This is a genomic window from Anaerohalosphaera lusitana (assembly GCF_002007645.1).
Classification (GTDB): domain Bacteria; phylum Planctomycetota; class Phycisphaerae; order Sedimentisphaerales; family Anaerohalosphaeraceae; genus Anaerohalosphaera; species Anaerohalosphaera lusitana.
Genome location: NZ_CP019791.1, coordinates 4193878 through 4209847 on the forward strand (window position 1 = coordinate 4193878; position 15970 = coordinate 4209847).

Sequence of the window (15970 nt, forward strand, 5' to 3'; positions counted from 1 at the left end):
CTGTGCGTTTCAACCTACATGTTGAAACTGTCTATTTCTTCGCCTGCGGACACTTGCTCCGCTGCGTCACTGGCAATCGAATGAAACGTCTGATCCGAGCCCTTGAACTCAGATTCAGTCGCCCTTTGTTTTTTATGACCGGTCCCCGTCGATCCGCCGACAAGCTCCACGAGCTGCTGTACGACATGCGTCATCTGCTCGGCCTGTGCGCTCAGTTCTTCCGAAGCACTCGCGCTCTCCTCGGCATTCGCTGCGTTCTGCTGCGTAACCTTGTCCATCTGCGTCACAGCCGTATTCACCTGGTCGATACCCTGTGCCTGCTCCTGGCTAGCCGCAGCGATCTCTCCAACAAGGTCGGTCGTCTTACCAACCCGGTCAACGATCTCGTCCAGCGACTTGCTCACGAGCCCTGCGATCTCAACGCCGTTATGGCTCTTCTTGACCGATTCCTCGATCAGCGTGCTAGTATCCTTCGCAGCCTCAGCCGACCGCAATGCGAGATTGCGAACTTCCTCAGCCACAACCGCAAAGCCCTTGCCTGCCTCACCTGCTCTCGCTGCTTCGACCGCTGCATTAAGAGCCAGCAGATTAGTCTGGAACGCGATCTCGTCGATTACCTTGATTATCTTCGCCGTCTCGTTCGAAGACTTTTCGATATCCTCGATCGCGGCATTCATCTTCGACATGTTCCCGCTGCCCTCATCAGCAGCACCGCTCGCCTCGCCTGCCAGCGTACTGGCCTGCTGAGCATTGTCCGCGTTCTGCTTGGTCATGCTGCTCATCTCTTCCAGGCTCGACGATGTTTCTTCCAGACCCGCCGCCTGCTCGGTTGCACCCTCAGCCAGCGACTGAGAAGCGCTGCTGACCTGCCCCGATGCACTTGCAACCTGCTCACTGCCCTCGTTAAGCGAATCAATGATATTCTTGAGTACACCAACGATCGAACGGATCAGTACAAACGCAATACCCGTACCCGCGACAATACAGATCGCCGAGCAGATAAGCACCAGCCACGTCACTGCCCTCTGCGTCTTATCGAAACTCGCACTCGCTGCAAGAGCTTCCTCATGAAAACTCTCGGAGATTTTGTTAGCCATTTCCTCGATCACTGTCATTTGAGCATCTGACTCATGGTCATACTTTACAACCCGTCTCTCAAGCTTTCTTTCCACCTCGGGCACGATCTGTTCAAAGAACATCGCATCGAACTTGGCGTCGATCTCATTCGCCTCAGCGATCCACTCCTTCTCGGCATCCGTATCCACTGCAGCATTGAGCTTTTCTTTATACTTATCAAACTCAGCCGCAGCAGCCTCAAACTCTTCAACACCAGCCAGATCTTCGTTAATGATCGTATCAGCCTGCGCCTGGTATTGTTTGACCAGCCAGTACAGATACATATTCGCCGCATGCATATCTTCAGCACGCTTTGCGATCGCCTGCTTATCACCACCCTCTACAGCCTCGTTGAACTCTTCCAGAAGCGATTTGCGTATATTCTGCGCAAGCTCCTCGGCCCTGGACAAAAGCGCATCTGCTTCCCCATCACATTTCCTGATCAACTGCTTATTCTGATGCGCAACTTCAGGAACGACATTCTCTCTGAATATTCTGTCAAACTCAATGTCCGACTCCAGCAGCTTATTAAACCATTCCTTCTCCTCAGGCGTATCCACCATTTCGCGAACCTGCTCACGGTAAATATCCATCTGCTCTGCGGACTTGTCAAATTCCTTGGCCACTTCCAGATTACCGCTTATTATCAGATCCGCCTGGTTCTGGTACTGCTTGACCGTCCAGAACGGAACCTGAACCGCAACAGCCGCCTGCTCGTCCCGCTTACTAAGTTCATTTTTCGCACTCTCAAGCCTCTTGAGACCTGTCAGGCTAATTATGCTTATTATGACAGTAAGCACGACAACTACAGCAAACCCAAATGTCATTTTTCTTCCAATGGTCATTTCTTACCTTTCACCCTGAATTTAATTACTCAGTTTCTCACTCGCAGACTCCTCTGCAGCAGCAAACGAATTTTCGACTGTAAACAGGTTAACCTTAACGCGCACGTTGAAATTAAATCAGGAAATACACCTAAAGACGAATAGGCCCTCCTCCCCTGCGTAAACTTACGTACAAGAAGCACAGCAAATTAGTATACTTTACGACACTTTTGGATAATTATAACGAACAGGATTCAGTGCAAAATTTTTATTCGGACGTTAGACCACCCCGCGTTGAGATGTATGAAGCCCCCACTGCCCGCTAACCCCCAAACCGACCCTCAAATTCCCGCACAACCTCCCCCAGCTCCACATCAAGGCGCCTCTCCGCCTCGGCCCGAATTTCCCCCGGCACACCCCCGTAAAACGCCTCCGCAACCGCCCCCGCCATACACGCCTGCGTATCACTGTCCCCGCCCAGCGAAACCGCCTTGCGAACCGCATCCTCAAACCCCTCCGACTCCCCGAACGCGATCATCGCCTCCGGCACACTGCCCGCACAACTGGAATCGAACCCATAACCCGGACGTATCTCGTCCAGCCGCCTGTCCAGATCATACTCGAACCGTGCCCCCACCTCCGCCACTATCTCCGCCTTGCTAAACCCTCGCCTGGCCAGATACACCGCCATCGCGACAGCCTGCGCACCCTTGATTCCCTCCGGATGATCATGCGTCACCGCCGCACTTCGCTCCGCCTCTTTCAAAACCTCCTCCACGCTCTCAAACGCCCACGCCACCGGACTCACCCGCATCGCCGAACCGTTCCCCCAGCTCCCGTACGCCCCCATCGAATCGCTCCTCAGCCACTTCGCAAAGTTCCCGCCGTACCCCGCACCGGGCCACTTCCTCCCGAACCGCTTATACGCAACCCCGTAATCCTCACCCCGCAATATCGCCCACGCCGTCGCCACCGTCAAAACCGTATCATCCGTAAACCGACACCCTGCCCCGAACAATTCGAAATCCTCCCGCTTCGTCCCCCGCCACTCAAACACCGACCCGACAATATCACCAACGATCGCCCCGATCATGTTCCCTCCGCAAATCTCAAAATCACAGCAACGAACAGCACCTCGCACCTCCCCCACCATACAACCACAGCACTCCCCCGTCAAAGACTCAGCACATACTCCACCAGATCACGCACCTCCTGCTCACTCAGCCCGCTCGTCCTGCCGTGCCTGTCACCCTCGTTATGTTCCGTGAACACCTCCGCAAGCTCCGCCGCCCTGCCGTCGAACAGATACGGCGCCGTCCGCCAAAGCTCCACAAGCGTCGGCGTTTCCAACTCACCAACCGACTCCTCACCCGTCCAAACGTCATGCTTTTTCATGTCAGTAAAATATTCACCCGAATGACAGTGCCCGCACCCCGCTGTCTCAAAGATGTTCTTACCCCGTACCGCCGACTCACTGAGTTCCCCGTCCACCAGCCGCGGACTCGCCACAGGCCTAAGCGACTTCAAATACGCATCTATCGCCCGCGCCTTCTCCTCGTCCACCTCGGCAAACTGGATATGCCTGATCCCCGCGCGAACCGCAACCTCCGCACTCGCCCGCACGCCCGTTATCATCGCCGCCCCGGTCTCGTGACTCGCCAGCAGACTCTTCGTGTTCTTCGGATTCCCGATCCCGTCATTCAAAAGATCCCAGTTCAGCGCATCCGTCCTCGCCTCGCCCGGATGACAGCTCGCACAGCTCTGCCATCCCTGAAAGCAAAGCCTCGCATCGTTGAAATACATCTCGCCCTTCCGCACCAGCGACATCTCACCCGCCTCACCGAGCGACACAGATGCAGCCGCTCCGTCTGCTAGACCAACAACCGCAACACTGTCCGAAAAATACTCAGCCGCAAAAACCTTCCCCCCGCCAACCGCAACACCCCTCGGCCCAACACCCTTCAACTTGATACGCCGCCTGATCCCCCGCAAAAACGACATGTCGTTCTTGACCGCGTCCGCACTCGACGTAACCTCCGTCACCTTCATCCCCCGCTCGGCCCGACTCAGCCTCTCATGCATCGCCTGCCTGTAGATCACACTGACCTCCCCCGTCCCCGCATGACTGACGCACAAAAACTTTCCGTCATCCGAACAATCCACGCCCCACGGATTCGCCGCCCCCGCCGCGACATCGTCCAGCAAAACGGTATTCACCAGCTCGCGCTCGTCCACATCTATCACACTCACAGCGTTCGTATTCATCCACCCACGCTGCAACTGCGTCGTCGGCAACTGGAACCGCGCCAGCACATGCGTCACATAAACGAACTCCCCGTCAGGCGATAAACACATGCCATGAAGATCGACACTCCCGTTCGGCAGCGCAATGTTTTCGCACACCAACCCCCTCTTGACATCCACCACCGAAACGCACGCCGCCACATGTTCCTCATCAGCCGCTCCCGCAGGCAGTAAATTCGCAACGAAAAGATATTTCCCGTCCCGCGAAACAGCCACCGCCACCGGCTCACGCGCAACAACAACCCGCGCCCGCTCCTTCATCCTCCCCGCATCGATCACAGATACATCATCACTGAACCGATTGCACACAAACACCGTCCCCCCGTCCGCACTTACCTCAACCGCGCCCGGCGTATGACCCACCCGAACCGAACCGACTATCTCACCGCTGCCCGCATCGATCTTCAACAGCTTACCGTCAACCCCACCGACCGCGGCATACAAATACTTACCATCCGCAGACACAGCAAACCCGCCGCACTCACTGCCAATATCTATCTGCCGCTCAACCTCCAGCAACTCCGCGCCAATAACCGCGATCCGCCCCGCAGCCGACTCGTTCACATAAATCTTCCCACCCGGACCATCGACCACATCCGAAGGCGCCGAATACTCCGCCGCCGAACCAGATACTGCTGCCGCAAAAACCAAAACAATCACAAAGATCGATCTCATTTGCATACCTCTATAACTCATACCCGTCACCCAACTTAATCTTCACAAATAACCCTGAAACCAACATTATACACCTTCTGCCATGGCTCATACCCCAGCCGATACCCAGCCGTCGCCCTCTTTGGCCTGTCGCGCCACGACCCGCCGCGTACCACCTTTTTGCCCTGATCTTCACCCCCGCCATAGGGCCCCATCATACTGCTCGTCCATTCCGCGACATTGCCGTGCATATCATAAAGGCCCCACGCATTCGCCTCATACTTACCAACATCACTCGCAACCATCGCTCCGTCATCAACACTGTCCACTCTCGGCACAAAAGCATACCTCGGGCCCGGATTTGCGATCGGCTTAGGATCAACACCGCTCACCGCAAGCTTCTTCAGACTCACGTCCGCAAGATTCGCAAACTTCCCGAAGTCCGTATCGGCCGAACCGTACAACATACTCTCCGCACTGCCCGCACGACACGCCCACTCCCACTGCGCCTCGCTCGGCAATGAAAACTTCTTACCCGTCTTCTCACTAAGCCATTCACAGAACGCTCTCGCCTCTTCCCACGACACCCTGATCACGGGCTGCCCAGGCCGATTCGCCGGATAACCCGGCCGCGTATGATCCTTCCACTGCTGATCGTAATACCTGCTGTCGTGCCCCGGATCGAATACGTTGTACTGCGCATTCGTCACCTCAGTCTGGCCCATCCAGAACCCATCTTCAACCTTCGCAACCTCCCCCGGCCGGGCATCAGGATCATGAGGATCGCCCATCACAAATTCACCCGCCGGCACATACACCAGCTTCAGCTTCAACCCACCCCCAAGCTCGACAACCCTGCGAACCTCATCCCCCGCCTGCTCCTGCTGCATCTTCTCCGCAGTCTCAGCATCAAACGCCCAGTCCAACCCAGCATCGCCACCGGCCGTCTGCACCTCCGCCTTTTTCGCAGGCATTACAGGCTCAATCTCCCTTCCCTTCGCCTGCTCCACCAGCTCCAGATACTCCCCCTCAGGGTCGTCATCCACGAACGCATACTTCTTCTGCAGCTCGAGCCGGTACTGTCTCTGATCGTGCCCCTTCCACTTCCCCGGCATCCACGCCCCGCCGTGCGGCACGTTCAGATCGATCCACGCATAGATCTTCTCCCATTCCTCATCGCTCAACTCAACCCCGTGATGCCCCTTCACCAGCATCTGCACCAGCTCACTCGTGCTCGCATGATACTCCATCGGCTCGAGTATATGATAGTCACTCTCAGGACCAGGCCTACGCACATACGGATGCAGCGAATTATAAGAATCATCCGCCCAGTGATTCAGCCCGTTCCCCCGCGCGACAAACTTGGGCTTCTCCCCCTTCGTATCCTCTCCATGACAACCCGCACACTTGCGATCCAGCACAGGCTGCACCTCGTACCTGAACGTGAACGGCCTCGCCTCCCCGCCCCACGGCTCGATCATGTCAGGCTCCCGCTGAGCCGCCGCAGTCTGCTTGCCCGGCGACACCATATTCTGCGACTCATGACAGCCCACACACGAAACGTTCTCACCCGGCATACCCACGAACCAGCTCCGTATCAACTGCATCGCCCGCCCCTTCTCATCCAGCGGCTGCAGCGAAACAGGCCTGTTCGCCGGCACCTTGAACATCGCCGACCCGTCCTCCTCAACCGGCACCGTCCCAAGTATCCGCTTAACGTCCCAGCCGCCCTCATTACTTATCGCGTTATGTCCACCCGTCCCCAGGTAACAATAATGATACGAAAACAGCCGCAGCTCCTTCACCGCACCCCGCGGCACACCCGCAAGCCCTGGCCCCTCGTATATGTCCGTTATATAAACCGTCGCATACTTCTCATCCTCAACAACCCTGCTCGGAACCACCGGCGGCTTCTCCCTCGCCCGCAAGGGCAATGGCTCCAGCAATGCCGAATCCTCGACCTCCTTGATAAGCGTCACATTGTCAAACACATCAACAAGGTATATCCCCCAAAGCGAATTCCGATCCAGCTTCCCCGCCGCCAGAAAATACTTCTCGCTCAGCGGATACGGATGCAGAAACTGAGGCCACACACCGTCCACCAGTCGATCCGCGATCTTGCCCGCAACATCGTCCCTGCCCGGTATCTCCGCGATTACGCCCTTTGCCTCGCGTCTGCTCTTGCTCGGATCGAACAGCAGAAGCCTCCCAGACTTCGCCGTCCCGTGATGCCCGCTCACGATCCCCACGAACTTAGTCGCATCCCCCGGCACAGGCCTCGCAAAAAACAGCGAGTTCGGCCAGTACGAATTGCTCCCGTAAAACTCCTTCTGCTCCGTTCCGTCCGGATTACAACTGAAAAGTATCCGCGTGAAATAATGCGCCGTATCCGTATACTCCCACCGCGTAAACATCAACCGCCCATCGTTCATCACCGTCGGGTTCCATATCTGATCCTGATCGAACGTCAGACGTCGAACAGTCCCCGCCGAACTGTCCCACAGATACATGTTCCCCACAGGCGACCCGCCGCCGATACAAGGCACACCCGCGATCGGCGCCGTCGAAACGAACGCAACATTCCCGTCCGGCAGATAGCACGCGTCATGATTGTCAATATCCTTCTCGCCTATCAACGGAAGCTGCCTCAACCCCTCGCCCGAAACACTCACCTCAAATATCTGCCACGTCCCGTCATCCGCCGGCATCGAAAACAGCACCCGCTCACCCCCAAAGTGCAGATCCACATCACCAACGAACCGTCCGCCATCGGGCCGAAACACCGTCTCAACACTCCCGTCTTCAAGCGACAACGCCGCTATTTCGTTGTCCCACCCCCGCTGGGGCAGATGCGAATTGTTCAGCCAGTTGTTCACCATCCCAAGCTGATTACCCATAACTCGCCGCGCACGCTTCGGATCATACATCCGCCGAACCACCAACAGCTTATCAAAATCCAGCAGCGGATTCGCAAGCAGCGCCCCACGTCCCGCCTCGACCATCCGCTCCGCCGTCGCAACCGCCCCCGCATCCCCGCTCCGGACCTTCTGCAGCACCTCCCCCTTCTGCTCACCTGCCGCACGCAGCCGCGCAAGCACATCCTCCGCACCCTCAAACTCCTCACCGAAACTCGCCCGCATATCCTCAACACCCGCCGCGACCTTCGCAAAATCCATCCGCTCAAGCCGCCGCTCCGCCTCACGCGCACGCTGCTTCGACACCGCCCCAAACGTCACACCCGCACAATAGACCATCACCAGCCCCAGCAACCCAGCCGCGCCCATACGACCACCGGCAAAATCTCTCATCGCCTTGACTAACCCCATACCCGTAACCTTTCACAAACAATGTTCACACACACAAAACAACCTGCACAGCCCTATTGCGGCTCACCAAGTCCTTCCACATCACTGCGAATTTTCGCAATATCCGACTCCGCAAGCTCCAGCCCGCCAGCCTTCGCGTTATCCAAAGTCTGATCGACCCGCCTCGCACCGCACAGCACATGCGTCACACCTCTCTGCTGCGCCGTCCACGCGACAACCAACTGCGCCAGCGTACACGAATACTTCTCCGTCAGGCCCTTCCAGCCCGCCAGCATATCCAGTATCTTCGGCCGATTCACCTTCTTGAACCACGGATTCCAATCCTCATTGCTCCGCCACTCGTCCTCGCCGAAATCACGATCCATACCGACCTTACCCGTCAGCAGGCCCTGCTCCAGCGACATATACGTAAGCGTCGAAACGTTATTCTCCGCACAGAACGGCAGTATATTCTCCTCCGGCTCACGATACAGCATGCTGTACCGGAACTGATCGCTCACGATTTCGCCGTGCTGCATATTCTCCTTCAGCTCATCAACCGAAACGTTCGACACGCCTATCGCCCGGATCTTCCCCTGATCCTTCAGTTTGTTCAGACACGCCATTGTATCCTCTATCGGCGTCTTCTCAGGCTCAACCGCAGGCCAGTGCGTCTGATACAGATCGATCCGATCAGTCCCAAGCCGCTTCAAACTGTCCTCGATCTCTATCTCGATCGTATCAGGCCTCAGACTCTTGAACACCTTCTCACCATCGAAAGGCCCAAGCAGCGAACCCCTCTCGTCGTGCCACCACAGTCCGCATTTCGTTGCAAGTATCACCTCGTCCCTGCGTCCCTTGATCGCCTTGCCCACAACCTCCTCACTCCTGCCGAAACCATACAGCGGCGCAGTATCTACCAGATTGATCCCCTCGTCCAGCGAAGCATGCACCACCCGGATCGACTCATTATCATCCGGCTCCTTGCCCCATATACTTCCGCCCCCCATAACCCACGTACCAAGTCCGACGATCGACGCGTTCATGTCCGTATTGCCAAGCTGCCTGTACTTCATCAATATATCCCTTCAAATTGCATTATCAAAACTGATCCCGGCGATCCGCCATCCCCCACGCGCCCGGCCGGGCTTTATTACAAGTCACCGCAAGCGGTTCCAAACCGCTTGCATCATCTATATATTACTGCGCGGGCCCGTATCCAAGCCTCCGCGATATCTGCCTCGCATACTCAACCGTTTTCCTCCCGGCCTCCTCCAGACCAGCCTTTTCCATCCGTTCGCTCGGCCCGGTTGACCATATACTCGCAACCGGATACCCGTGCTGATCCAGAACCGCCGCTCCCACGCACCGCACGCCCTCCACCTCTTCCGCCCTGTCTATCGCATACCCAGCCTCCCGCACTCGATCGAGCTCCTCATGCATCGCACCCTTATCCGTGATCGTATTGTCATTATACCGTTTCAGCTCCACCCGTTCCAGCAGCATCTCCCGCTCCCTAGCCGGTAAAAAGGCCCACATCGCCTTGCCCGGCGCACTTGCATGCAGCGGAAACCGCCTGCCCGGATTGACCATAAACTTGAAAAGATGACTCCCCACGACCTGCTCCAGCACCACCCCGTAAGTGCCCGACAATATCCCGATAAGCACCGTCTCTCGCACCTCGTCCCGAAGCTCCCGCATTATGTCCAGTGATTTCTCCACCAGGCTGTACTCCGAAACCGCCCCATAACCCAGCGTAAGCATCTTATGCGTCAGCGTAAAAACCTTCGTATCATCCGCTCGCCTCAGATACCCCCGATCCAGCAAAGTCTTAGTAATCCTGAAAACGCTGTTCTTCGGATACCCCAGCTTCTCAACCACTGAAGTCAGACTCAGCCCCTCACCATGCTCCGACAGAAGCTCCAGTATCTCAAGCGCACGCTCCAGATTCGGCACATGATACTTTGATGATTCCCCGTTCCCATTCATAAATATGCTCTCAAAAAACCACCACACACAGCCAGTTTTATATAACAAACCAAGTTTGACAAGCAGTATAACATCCCACCCGCCCATGTCAACTGCATAAATAGCGGCACTCAACCAAACAGCCCCCAATGACGAATTTTTCAAAAACCCTGTAACATCCCCCACCAAACTGCGTCTATACAGTCAGCAAAATTAACTAAAAACAGGACAACAACCTCTCACAGCTCCGGAAAATGCATGACAACCCGACAAAAATCTGATATTTTCAGTGCCGCATCGTTTTTCCGAACAGAAAGGTTCACAAATGGATACGCTAAAAGATTTCCTCAAACCCGAAATAATCTGGTGCCTCGTCGGCCTCGTCCTCCTGCTCATGGAGTTCGCCGTCCCGGGCCTGATTCTGTTTTTCTTTGCGATCGGAGCATGGATCGTTGCACTCGTCTGCCTCTTCTGGGATTCCGCGGGCCTTGACGCCCAGCTCATCATCTTCCTTATCGCCAGCATAACATCTCTGCTCGCTCTTCGCCGCTACCTCAAAAATATCTTCCACGGCCACATCCGCTCCGTCCAGTCCGGCAAACAGGACCTCGATGAATTCGTCGGCCAGCGAGTCACCGTCAGGTCAGCGATCCCCGCCAACGGCACAGGCCGCGTCGAGTTCCGCGGAACAGAATGGAACGCAACTTCCGACGACCCCCTCGCACCAGGCGAACCCGCCGAGATAATCAGCAAAGACAACCTCACACTCAAAGTCAAAAAACTCGACCAATAAGCCATATTAATCAATCTTAATTCTTTTCAAGGAGTGAAGATGTCAAACGAAACAGAAAAAAGCGGCGTAGTATGTTTATTGCTTCTATTGCTGGTAGGCTTTCTCGGCGCACACAGATTCTACGTCGGTAAGATCGGCACAGCCATTCTCTTCATCTTGACTGGCGGCGGCCTCGGGATATGGGCACTTATCGACCTCATCATGATCATCACAGGCAAGTTCACCGACGCTCAGGGCAACCCGATCCCACTCGGCAACTGACAATCACAAATATACCGTTATAAGGAGACCACCAAATGTTATCAGCAGTAATTGGCCCCGTTGCCGTCATCCTCATCGTAGTCATCGTCATCGCCGCCATCGCCTTCTTCAAGACCATCCGCATCGTACCCCAGAAATCCGCCTACATCATAGAAAGCCTTGGCAAATACTCCAAAACCCTAGAAGCGGGCTTCCACATCCTCGTTCCCTTCATCGACAAAGTGGCTTATAAACACACCCTCAAGGAACAGGCCGTGGACGTCCCGCCGCAGACCTGCATCACCCGCGACAATATCGCAGTCGAAGTCGACGGCATCCTCTATATGCAGGTCGTCGACGCAAAACGAGCCTCCTATGGTATCGACAACTACCTCTTCGCCGCCAGCCAGCTCGCCCAGACCACAATGCGTAGCGTCATCGGCAAGCTCGACCTCGACAAAACCTTCGAAGAACGCGACAACATTAACAGCGTCATCGTCGAAGCCGTCGACAAGGCCTCCGACCCCTGGGGCGTAAAGGTCACTCGCTACGAAGTAAAGAACATCGTCCCGCCGCAGTCCATCAAGGACGCCATGGAAAAACAGATGCGTGCCGAACGTGAAAAACGCGCAATGATCGCCGAGTCCGAAGGTGAACGCCAGTCCCGCATCAACCGCGCCGAAGGTGAAAAACAGCAGCTCATCGCCCAGTCCGAGGGTGAAAAGCAAAAACGCATCAACGAAGCCGAAGGCCGAGCCGCCGAGATCGAAAAGGTCGCCGAAGCCACCTCGCTCGGCATCAAACGCATCGCAGCAGCTATCATCGAAGAAGGCGGCTCACAGGCTGTCGACCTCCGCATCGCCGAACAATACCTCGACGAATTCGGCAAACTCGCCAAGACAAACAACTCCATGATCATCCCCACGGACCTCTCAGACATTGCAAGCGTAATAAAATCCGCAAAAATGGCCCTCAGCCAACAGAAAACACCCACAAAATAACCACCCCAAACCTGCATATCAAAAAGCGTCCTCAGCCACCCGCTGGGGACGCTTTATTTCTCCTTACCGCGCCCCCAACCGCCTGCAACCCGGACAACCCCAAGCACCACAACGATCCCCACAACATTCGCCGCCCAGTCATCGACCCCGCAGGTCCGCCCAACCCACGGCTGCGTCAACTCGTCAACCACACCCAGTCCCGCCAGCATCATGGCAAGCCCGACATACCCTCGCCAGCCGCGCCCAAAACCGACCGCCCATATACCCACAAATGCGAGAACCCCATAAGCCCCAGCATGCAGAATTTTGTCAAAATTCCCCACACCCAGGTCAGAAGGCATATTCACCTGCGGAATATGCGTCAGCGTAAATACCACTGTAATCACAAAAACAAAAATAACCCATCGACCAACTTTGACCATTTGCTAACCTCAAAGAAACACCGAGTTAAGAATAATAAACCATTTATTGTCAATTCGCAAACACCATACTTTTTTCTTGGAATCCACAATGATATAAATTAAAATATGCTCAAATCTATGTGTTTTAAAGAGTGTTACTCAAACTAACGGAAGACCCATGAATCATAAAAAAGCCTTCACCCTCATCGAACTACTCGTAGTCATCTCAATCATCGCCCTCCTCCTCGCCATCATGATGCCGGCACTGTCCATGGTAAAAGAAAAAGCCAGAGCTGTAGTTGGCATGTCCCGTGTAAAGCAATGGGGCCTCTGCTACCAACTCTTCACCAACGACCACGACGGCAGCTTCCCCGAATTCACCCCCGAGACCACCAATACTACCTTCATGTATGACCTTAAGGACTATTACTCCGACATCGACGAAATGCGTTTCTGCCCTTCCGCAAAGAAAATCTCACAGTCCAACCCTACAGGTGTTCAGCAAGGTAGCTTTTTCGGAAGCACGCTCCAGGCCTGGAAAGTAAACGCCGGAGAAGCCAACTGGTTGGAAGACGACGACATCGGTGCAGGCAGCTACGGTGAAAATTCATATATTAGAAAACGCGCTGGCAGCTCCAAGGCATGGGGGCGAGCGAATATGCCCCGTGCAAATACTGTACCCGTGCTCATGGATGCACGCTGGAACAATGCATGGCCGGACAACAACCAGCCACTTCGAACCTCCGCGACAACTGAAGAGGAATTCTATAACTATAACAACTGGTCAACCATCTCATGCTTCGTTATGAAACGCCACGGCGACGGCATTAACATGACTATGGCAGATGGAAGCGCCATCAAAGCCGACGCCGAAGAACTCTGGCAATTCAGATGGAACCGAGACTTCGAACGCGAAGAAAACAAGGACCTAAGCTTCATGAAATGGGACAATTAATCCTCAAACCAACCCAAAGCCCTGCAACACGCGGGGCTTTTTCATGCGCAAAACCAGACCATGAAACGGGCTCAAAGATCATCATGCCAACACTCCCAAACCGTGCCCCAGCATGTATAAATAGGGACAGCCACCCGTTTCAACCTGCAAGACCTCCCGACCAACTAAACCACGATCTTCAAACACATGCACGCCGCAATTGCCCTACCGCACCATCCCCCAAAGCACCCTGCCGTAATCGCCCAGCGTGATCACAACCGCCCCCTCGGGCAGCGGCATCCGATCCGCGAACACCCGCGAATGCTCCCGAACGTTCGTATGATGCAGAACATGTTCCCGACAATCCCCGTGCACCATAAACAAAAACGCCTTCTCCCACACCGTCTCCCGCCGAAGGTTCCTACTCCTTATGTTCCGCTCCTTCACGTCTCCCTCAACGATCAGCCCCCCATGCTGCACAAGCTGATCCTGATGCACCCAGAACGCACCAAGCCAGAAACTAAGCCCGATCGCGACCACCGCCTGCCACACCGCAACACCCCACACAAACACCGCCGCCGTACCGATCCCACCGTAAAACACCGTAACCGCCGCAAGACTCACCAGCAGGCTCCTCAACCGCCACTTCTCCCGATACCGCTCATGAAACCCCAGCACCGCCGTCAACAACCCGAAGGTCCATATCACCCCCAGCAATATCTCCGCCGCATTATACATCCGCCGTCGCCAGCCCTCCCGCACCTCTCCCACCGGATGAAACTCCGTATCCTCCCAACTGTTCACCTTGCTGTGATGAAACCCGTGCACCAGCCTGTAATTCTGCGGATCCGTCCCAAGCATCCACGAATAAACCTTGTATAGCCCCTCGTTCGGCACGTTAGGCACATACTTGTGCCAGCATTCATGCATCAGACAACCGATCCACGTATACAGCCACGCTCCAGACCAAACCATCAGCAAAACCGCCCACCAGCCGAACGCATCGAACACAGCAGGTATGCAGAAAAGATAAACGGGCCACGCCAGAACCACAACCCAGTACTTCCATGCCTGCCTCCGCAGTTCCTCATCACTGATGTAGCGTTCCATCAGACACCCCCATAATAACAAACAGTACTCTCAACCCCTATTATACGAATTTTCAACCGGCACAAACCAGCTTAAATCTTGACTTTCCATGCGATAAGATTAAAAGCTTCTAAGAAACCGCCTCCCGTTCGGTCTCATTGCTCTCTTCGCCAGGCAAACATATAACAAACTCGCTGCCCTCACCGGCACTGCTCTTGATCAGCAGTGACCCCCCAAGCACATCCAGCCGTTCCCGCATACTCAAAAGCCCAAATCCCTTGTTCGCACCTCCCAGTACCGAATCAACATCGAAACCCTTCCCCTCATCGCTCACGATGATCTGTATTTGCTCCCCGCTTCTTTGCATGTTGACCCTGACCCGATCAACTCCTGCATGTTTCACCGCGTTGAAAACCAGCTCCCTCACACTCTTAAATGCAAAGGACCTTATTTCCTCTGTATCAGGCTCGGCTTCCGTACCGATTATGACCTCCAGCGTAAGATCATATAGATCACCCATCTCTACCGCCAGCCACTCAAACGCTGCACCCAGCCCATACTGACTCAATACCGGCGGACACAACTCATGCGATAAGTTCCTGCTCTTCTTGATAGCTCCGTCCAGCAGCTTGCCCGCCTCCTCGAGCTGCTCAGCAACATCCTCGTTCATATTTGACCTGCTCGCGGCAATATTTATCTGAAATTTCGCCGCCACAAGCCGTTGCTGCAGATCGTCATGCAGCACCTCGGACAGCCTCTCACGCTCCCGATCCTCCGCTGCCGAAAGAGCTGCCGACATCTTCTGAAGCTGCCTGGCTCGCTTCTCCAGTTTTTCATTCGCCTCCTTGAGCCGCTCCTTCGCCCGCGTCTCCGCAGTGACGTCCTCAAGGGTGAAAACCAGGTACTTAATAGCACCCTTATAGTCCAGAATAGGAAAAAGCTTCCAGTTCCAGTAAGTCGTACCTCGCTCAGGCTGATCGGGATGCTCAAAAGGCTTTGCCAACGCAAGATAGGGCTTCTTATTATCCACCACACTTCTGAATATCCGCTCATTCTCCTCATGCGGATACAGATCGAAATGATTCTCCCCGATAAAATCATCACTCTCCCGCGATGCTATCTTTGCGTAGGCGTCATTTACCCGGATAAAATTAAATTCGGCATCCAGTATCGCCATCGGCTCCAGCGTATGACTGAAAAATGCCTCCATAATAGGCCCGGCCTGCTCGTTCCAAAGTGCCGTATTTTTCGCTCTCATCTTTTCCCTTGAATGCATATAATCCTGCTAACAGCCCTTATCCGAGCAATCTAACCGCAAACCGATTAAAGAACCATCTTCAG

At 55.1% G+C, this 15970-nt stretch carries 12 protein-coding genes and 1 pseudogene; 4 read left to right on the top strand and 9 right to left on the bottom strand.

The features are described 5' to 3' along the window. Positions 1-14: 14 nt before the first annotated feature. The 6 genes from STSP2_RS17915 to STSP2_RS17015 form a co-directional block, all read right to left on the bottom strand. Positions 15-1943 carry a methyl-accepting chemotaxis protein gene (locus STSP2_RS17915; protein WP_269466430.1) on the bottom strand — a complete coding sequence of 643 codons (1929 nt, stop codon included), beginning with the start codon at positions 1941-1943 and terminating at the stop codon, positions 15-17. A 319-nt stretch (positions 1944-2262) separates the two neighbouring features. Beyond that, the gene (locus STSP2_RS16995; protein WP_146663906.1) at positions 2263-3033 is read right to left on the bottom strand and encodes an ADP-ribosylglycohydrolase family protein; all 771 of its coding nucleotides are present in this window, start codon (positions 3031-3033) and stop codon (positions 2263-2265) included. Between the two features lie 80 nt (positions 3034-3113). Further along, positions 3114-4919, bottom strand: a complete 1806-nt coding sequence (locus STSP2_RS17000; RefSeq protein WP_169853312.1) for a c-type cytochrome — start codon at positions 4917-4919, stop codon at positions 3114-3116. A gap of 35 nt (positions 4920-4954) precedes the next feature. Beyond that, entirely contained in the window at positions 4955-8224 is a 3270-nt protein-coding gene (locus STSP2_RS17005; RefSeq protein WP_146663908.1) for an SUMF1/EgtB/PvdO family nonheme iron enzyme, read from the bottom strand. 53 nt (positions 8225-8277) lie between these two features. Further along, positions 8278-9279, bottom strand: a complete 1002-nt coding sequence (locus tag STSP2_RS17010; protein ID WP_146663909.1) for an aldo/keto reductase — start codon at positions 9277-9279, stop codon at positions 8278-8280. A gap of 124 nt (positions 9280-9403) precedes the next feature. Next, positions 9404-10192: an IclR family transcriptional regulator gene (locus STSP2_RS17015; RefSeq protein ID WP_169853313.1), complete on the bottom strand. Its 789-nt coding sequence runs from the start codon at positions 10190-10192 to the stop codon at positions 9404-9406. Positions 10193-10496: 304 nt separating this feature from the next. On the opposite strand from STSP2_RS17015, the gene STSP2_RS17020 reads away from it, so the two are divergent. The 3 genes and pseudogenes from STSP2_RS17020 to STSP2_RS17030 all read left to right on the top strand — a co-directional run bounded on the left by STSP2_RS17020 (position 10497) and on the right by STSP2_RS17030 (position 12205). After that, positions 10497-10964, top strand: a complete 468-nt coding sequence (locus tag STSP2_RS17020) for an NfeD family protein (protein WP_146663911.1) — start codon at positions 10497-10499, stop codon at positions 10962-10964. A 51-nt stretch (positions 10965-11015) separates the two neighbouring features. After that, positions 11016-11225, top strand: a pseudogene (locus STSP2_RS17025) (TM2 domain-containing protein); the annotation flags it as partial. 35 nt (positions 11226-11260) lie between these two features. Further along, the gene (locus STSP2_RS17030) at positions 11261-12205 is read left to right on the top strand and encodes an SPFH domain-containing protein (protein WP_146663913.1); all 945 of its coding nucleotides are present in this window, start codon (positions 11261-11263) and stop codon (positions 12203-12205) included. A gap of 53 nt (positions 12206-12258) precedes the next feature. Here the strand turns inward: STSP2_RS17030 and STSP2_RS17035 are convergent, their stop codons facing one another. After that, positions 12259-12627 (bottom strand): VanZ family protein, encoded by a 369-nt coding sequence (locus tag STSP2_RS17035; protein WP_146663914.1) that lies wholly within the window; start codon positions 12625-12627, stop codon positions 12259-12261. Positions 12628-12784: 157 nt separating this feature from the next. Here STSP2_RS17035 and STSP2_RS17040 point away from each other — a divergent pair, with 157 nt between their 5' ends. Further along, positions 12785-13561 (top strand): type II secretion system protein, encoded by a 777-nt coding sequence (locus tag STSP2_RS17040; RefSeq protein WP_146663915.1) that lies wholly within the window; start codon positions 12785-12787, stop codon positions 13559-13561. 204 nt (positions 13562-13765) lie between these two features. Here STSP2_RS17040 and STSP2_RS17045 read toward each other — a convergent pair whose 3' ends face one another. Together STSP2_RS17045 and STSP2_RS17050 are read right to left on the bottom strand one after the other, a co-directional pair. Continuing rightward, positions 13766-14650, bottom strand: coding sequence for a fatty acid desaturase family protein (locus STSP2_RS17045; protein WP_146663916.1), 885 nt, complete (start codon positions 14648-14650; stop codon positions 13766-13768). 109 nt (positions 14651-14759) lie between these two features. Beyond that, positions 14760-15887: a PAS domain-containing sensor histidine kinase gene (locus tag STSP2_RS17050; protein ID WP_169853314.1), complete on the bottom strand. Its 1128-nt coding sequence runs from the start codon at positions 15885-15887 to the stop codon at positions 14760-14762. Between the last annotated feature and the right edge of the window lie 83 nt (positions 15888-15970).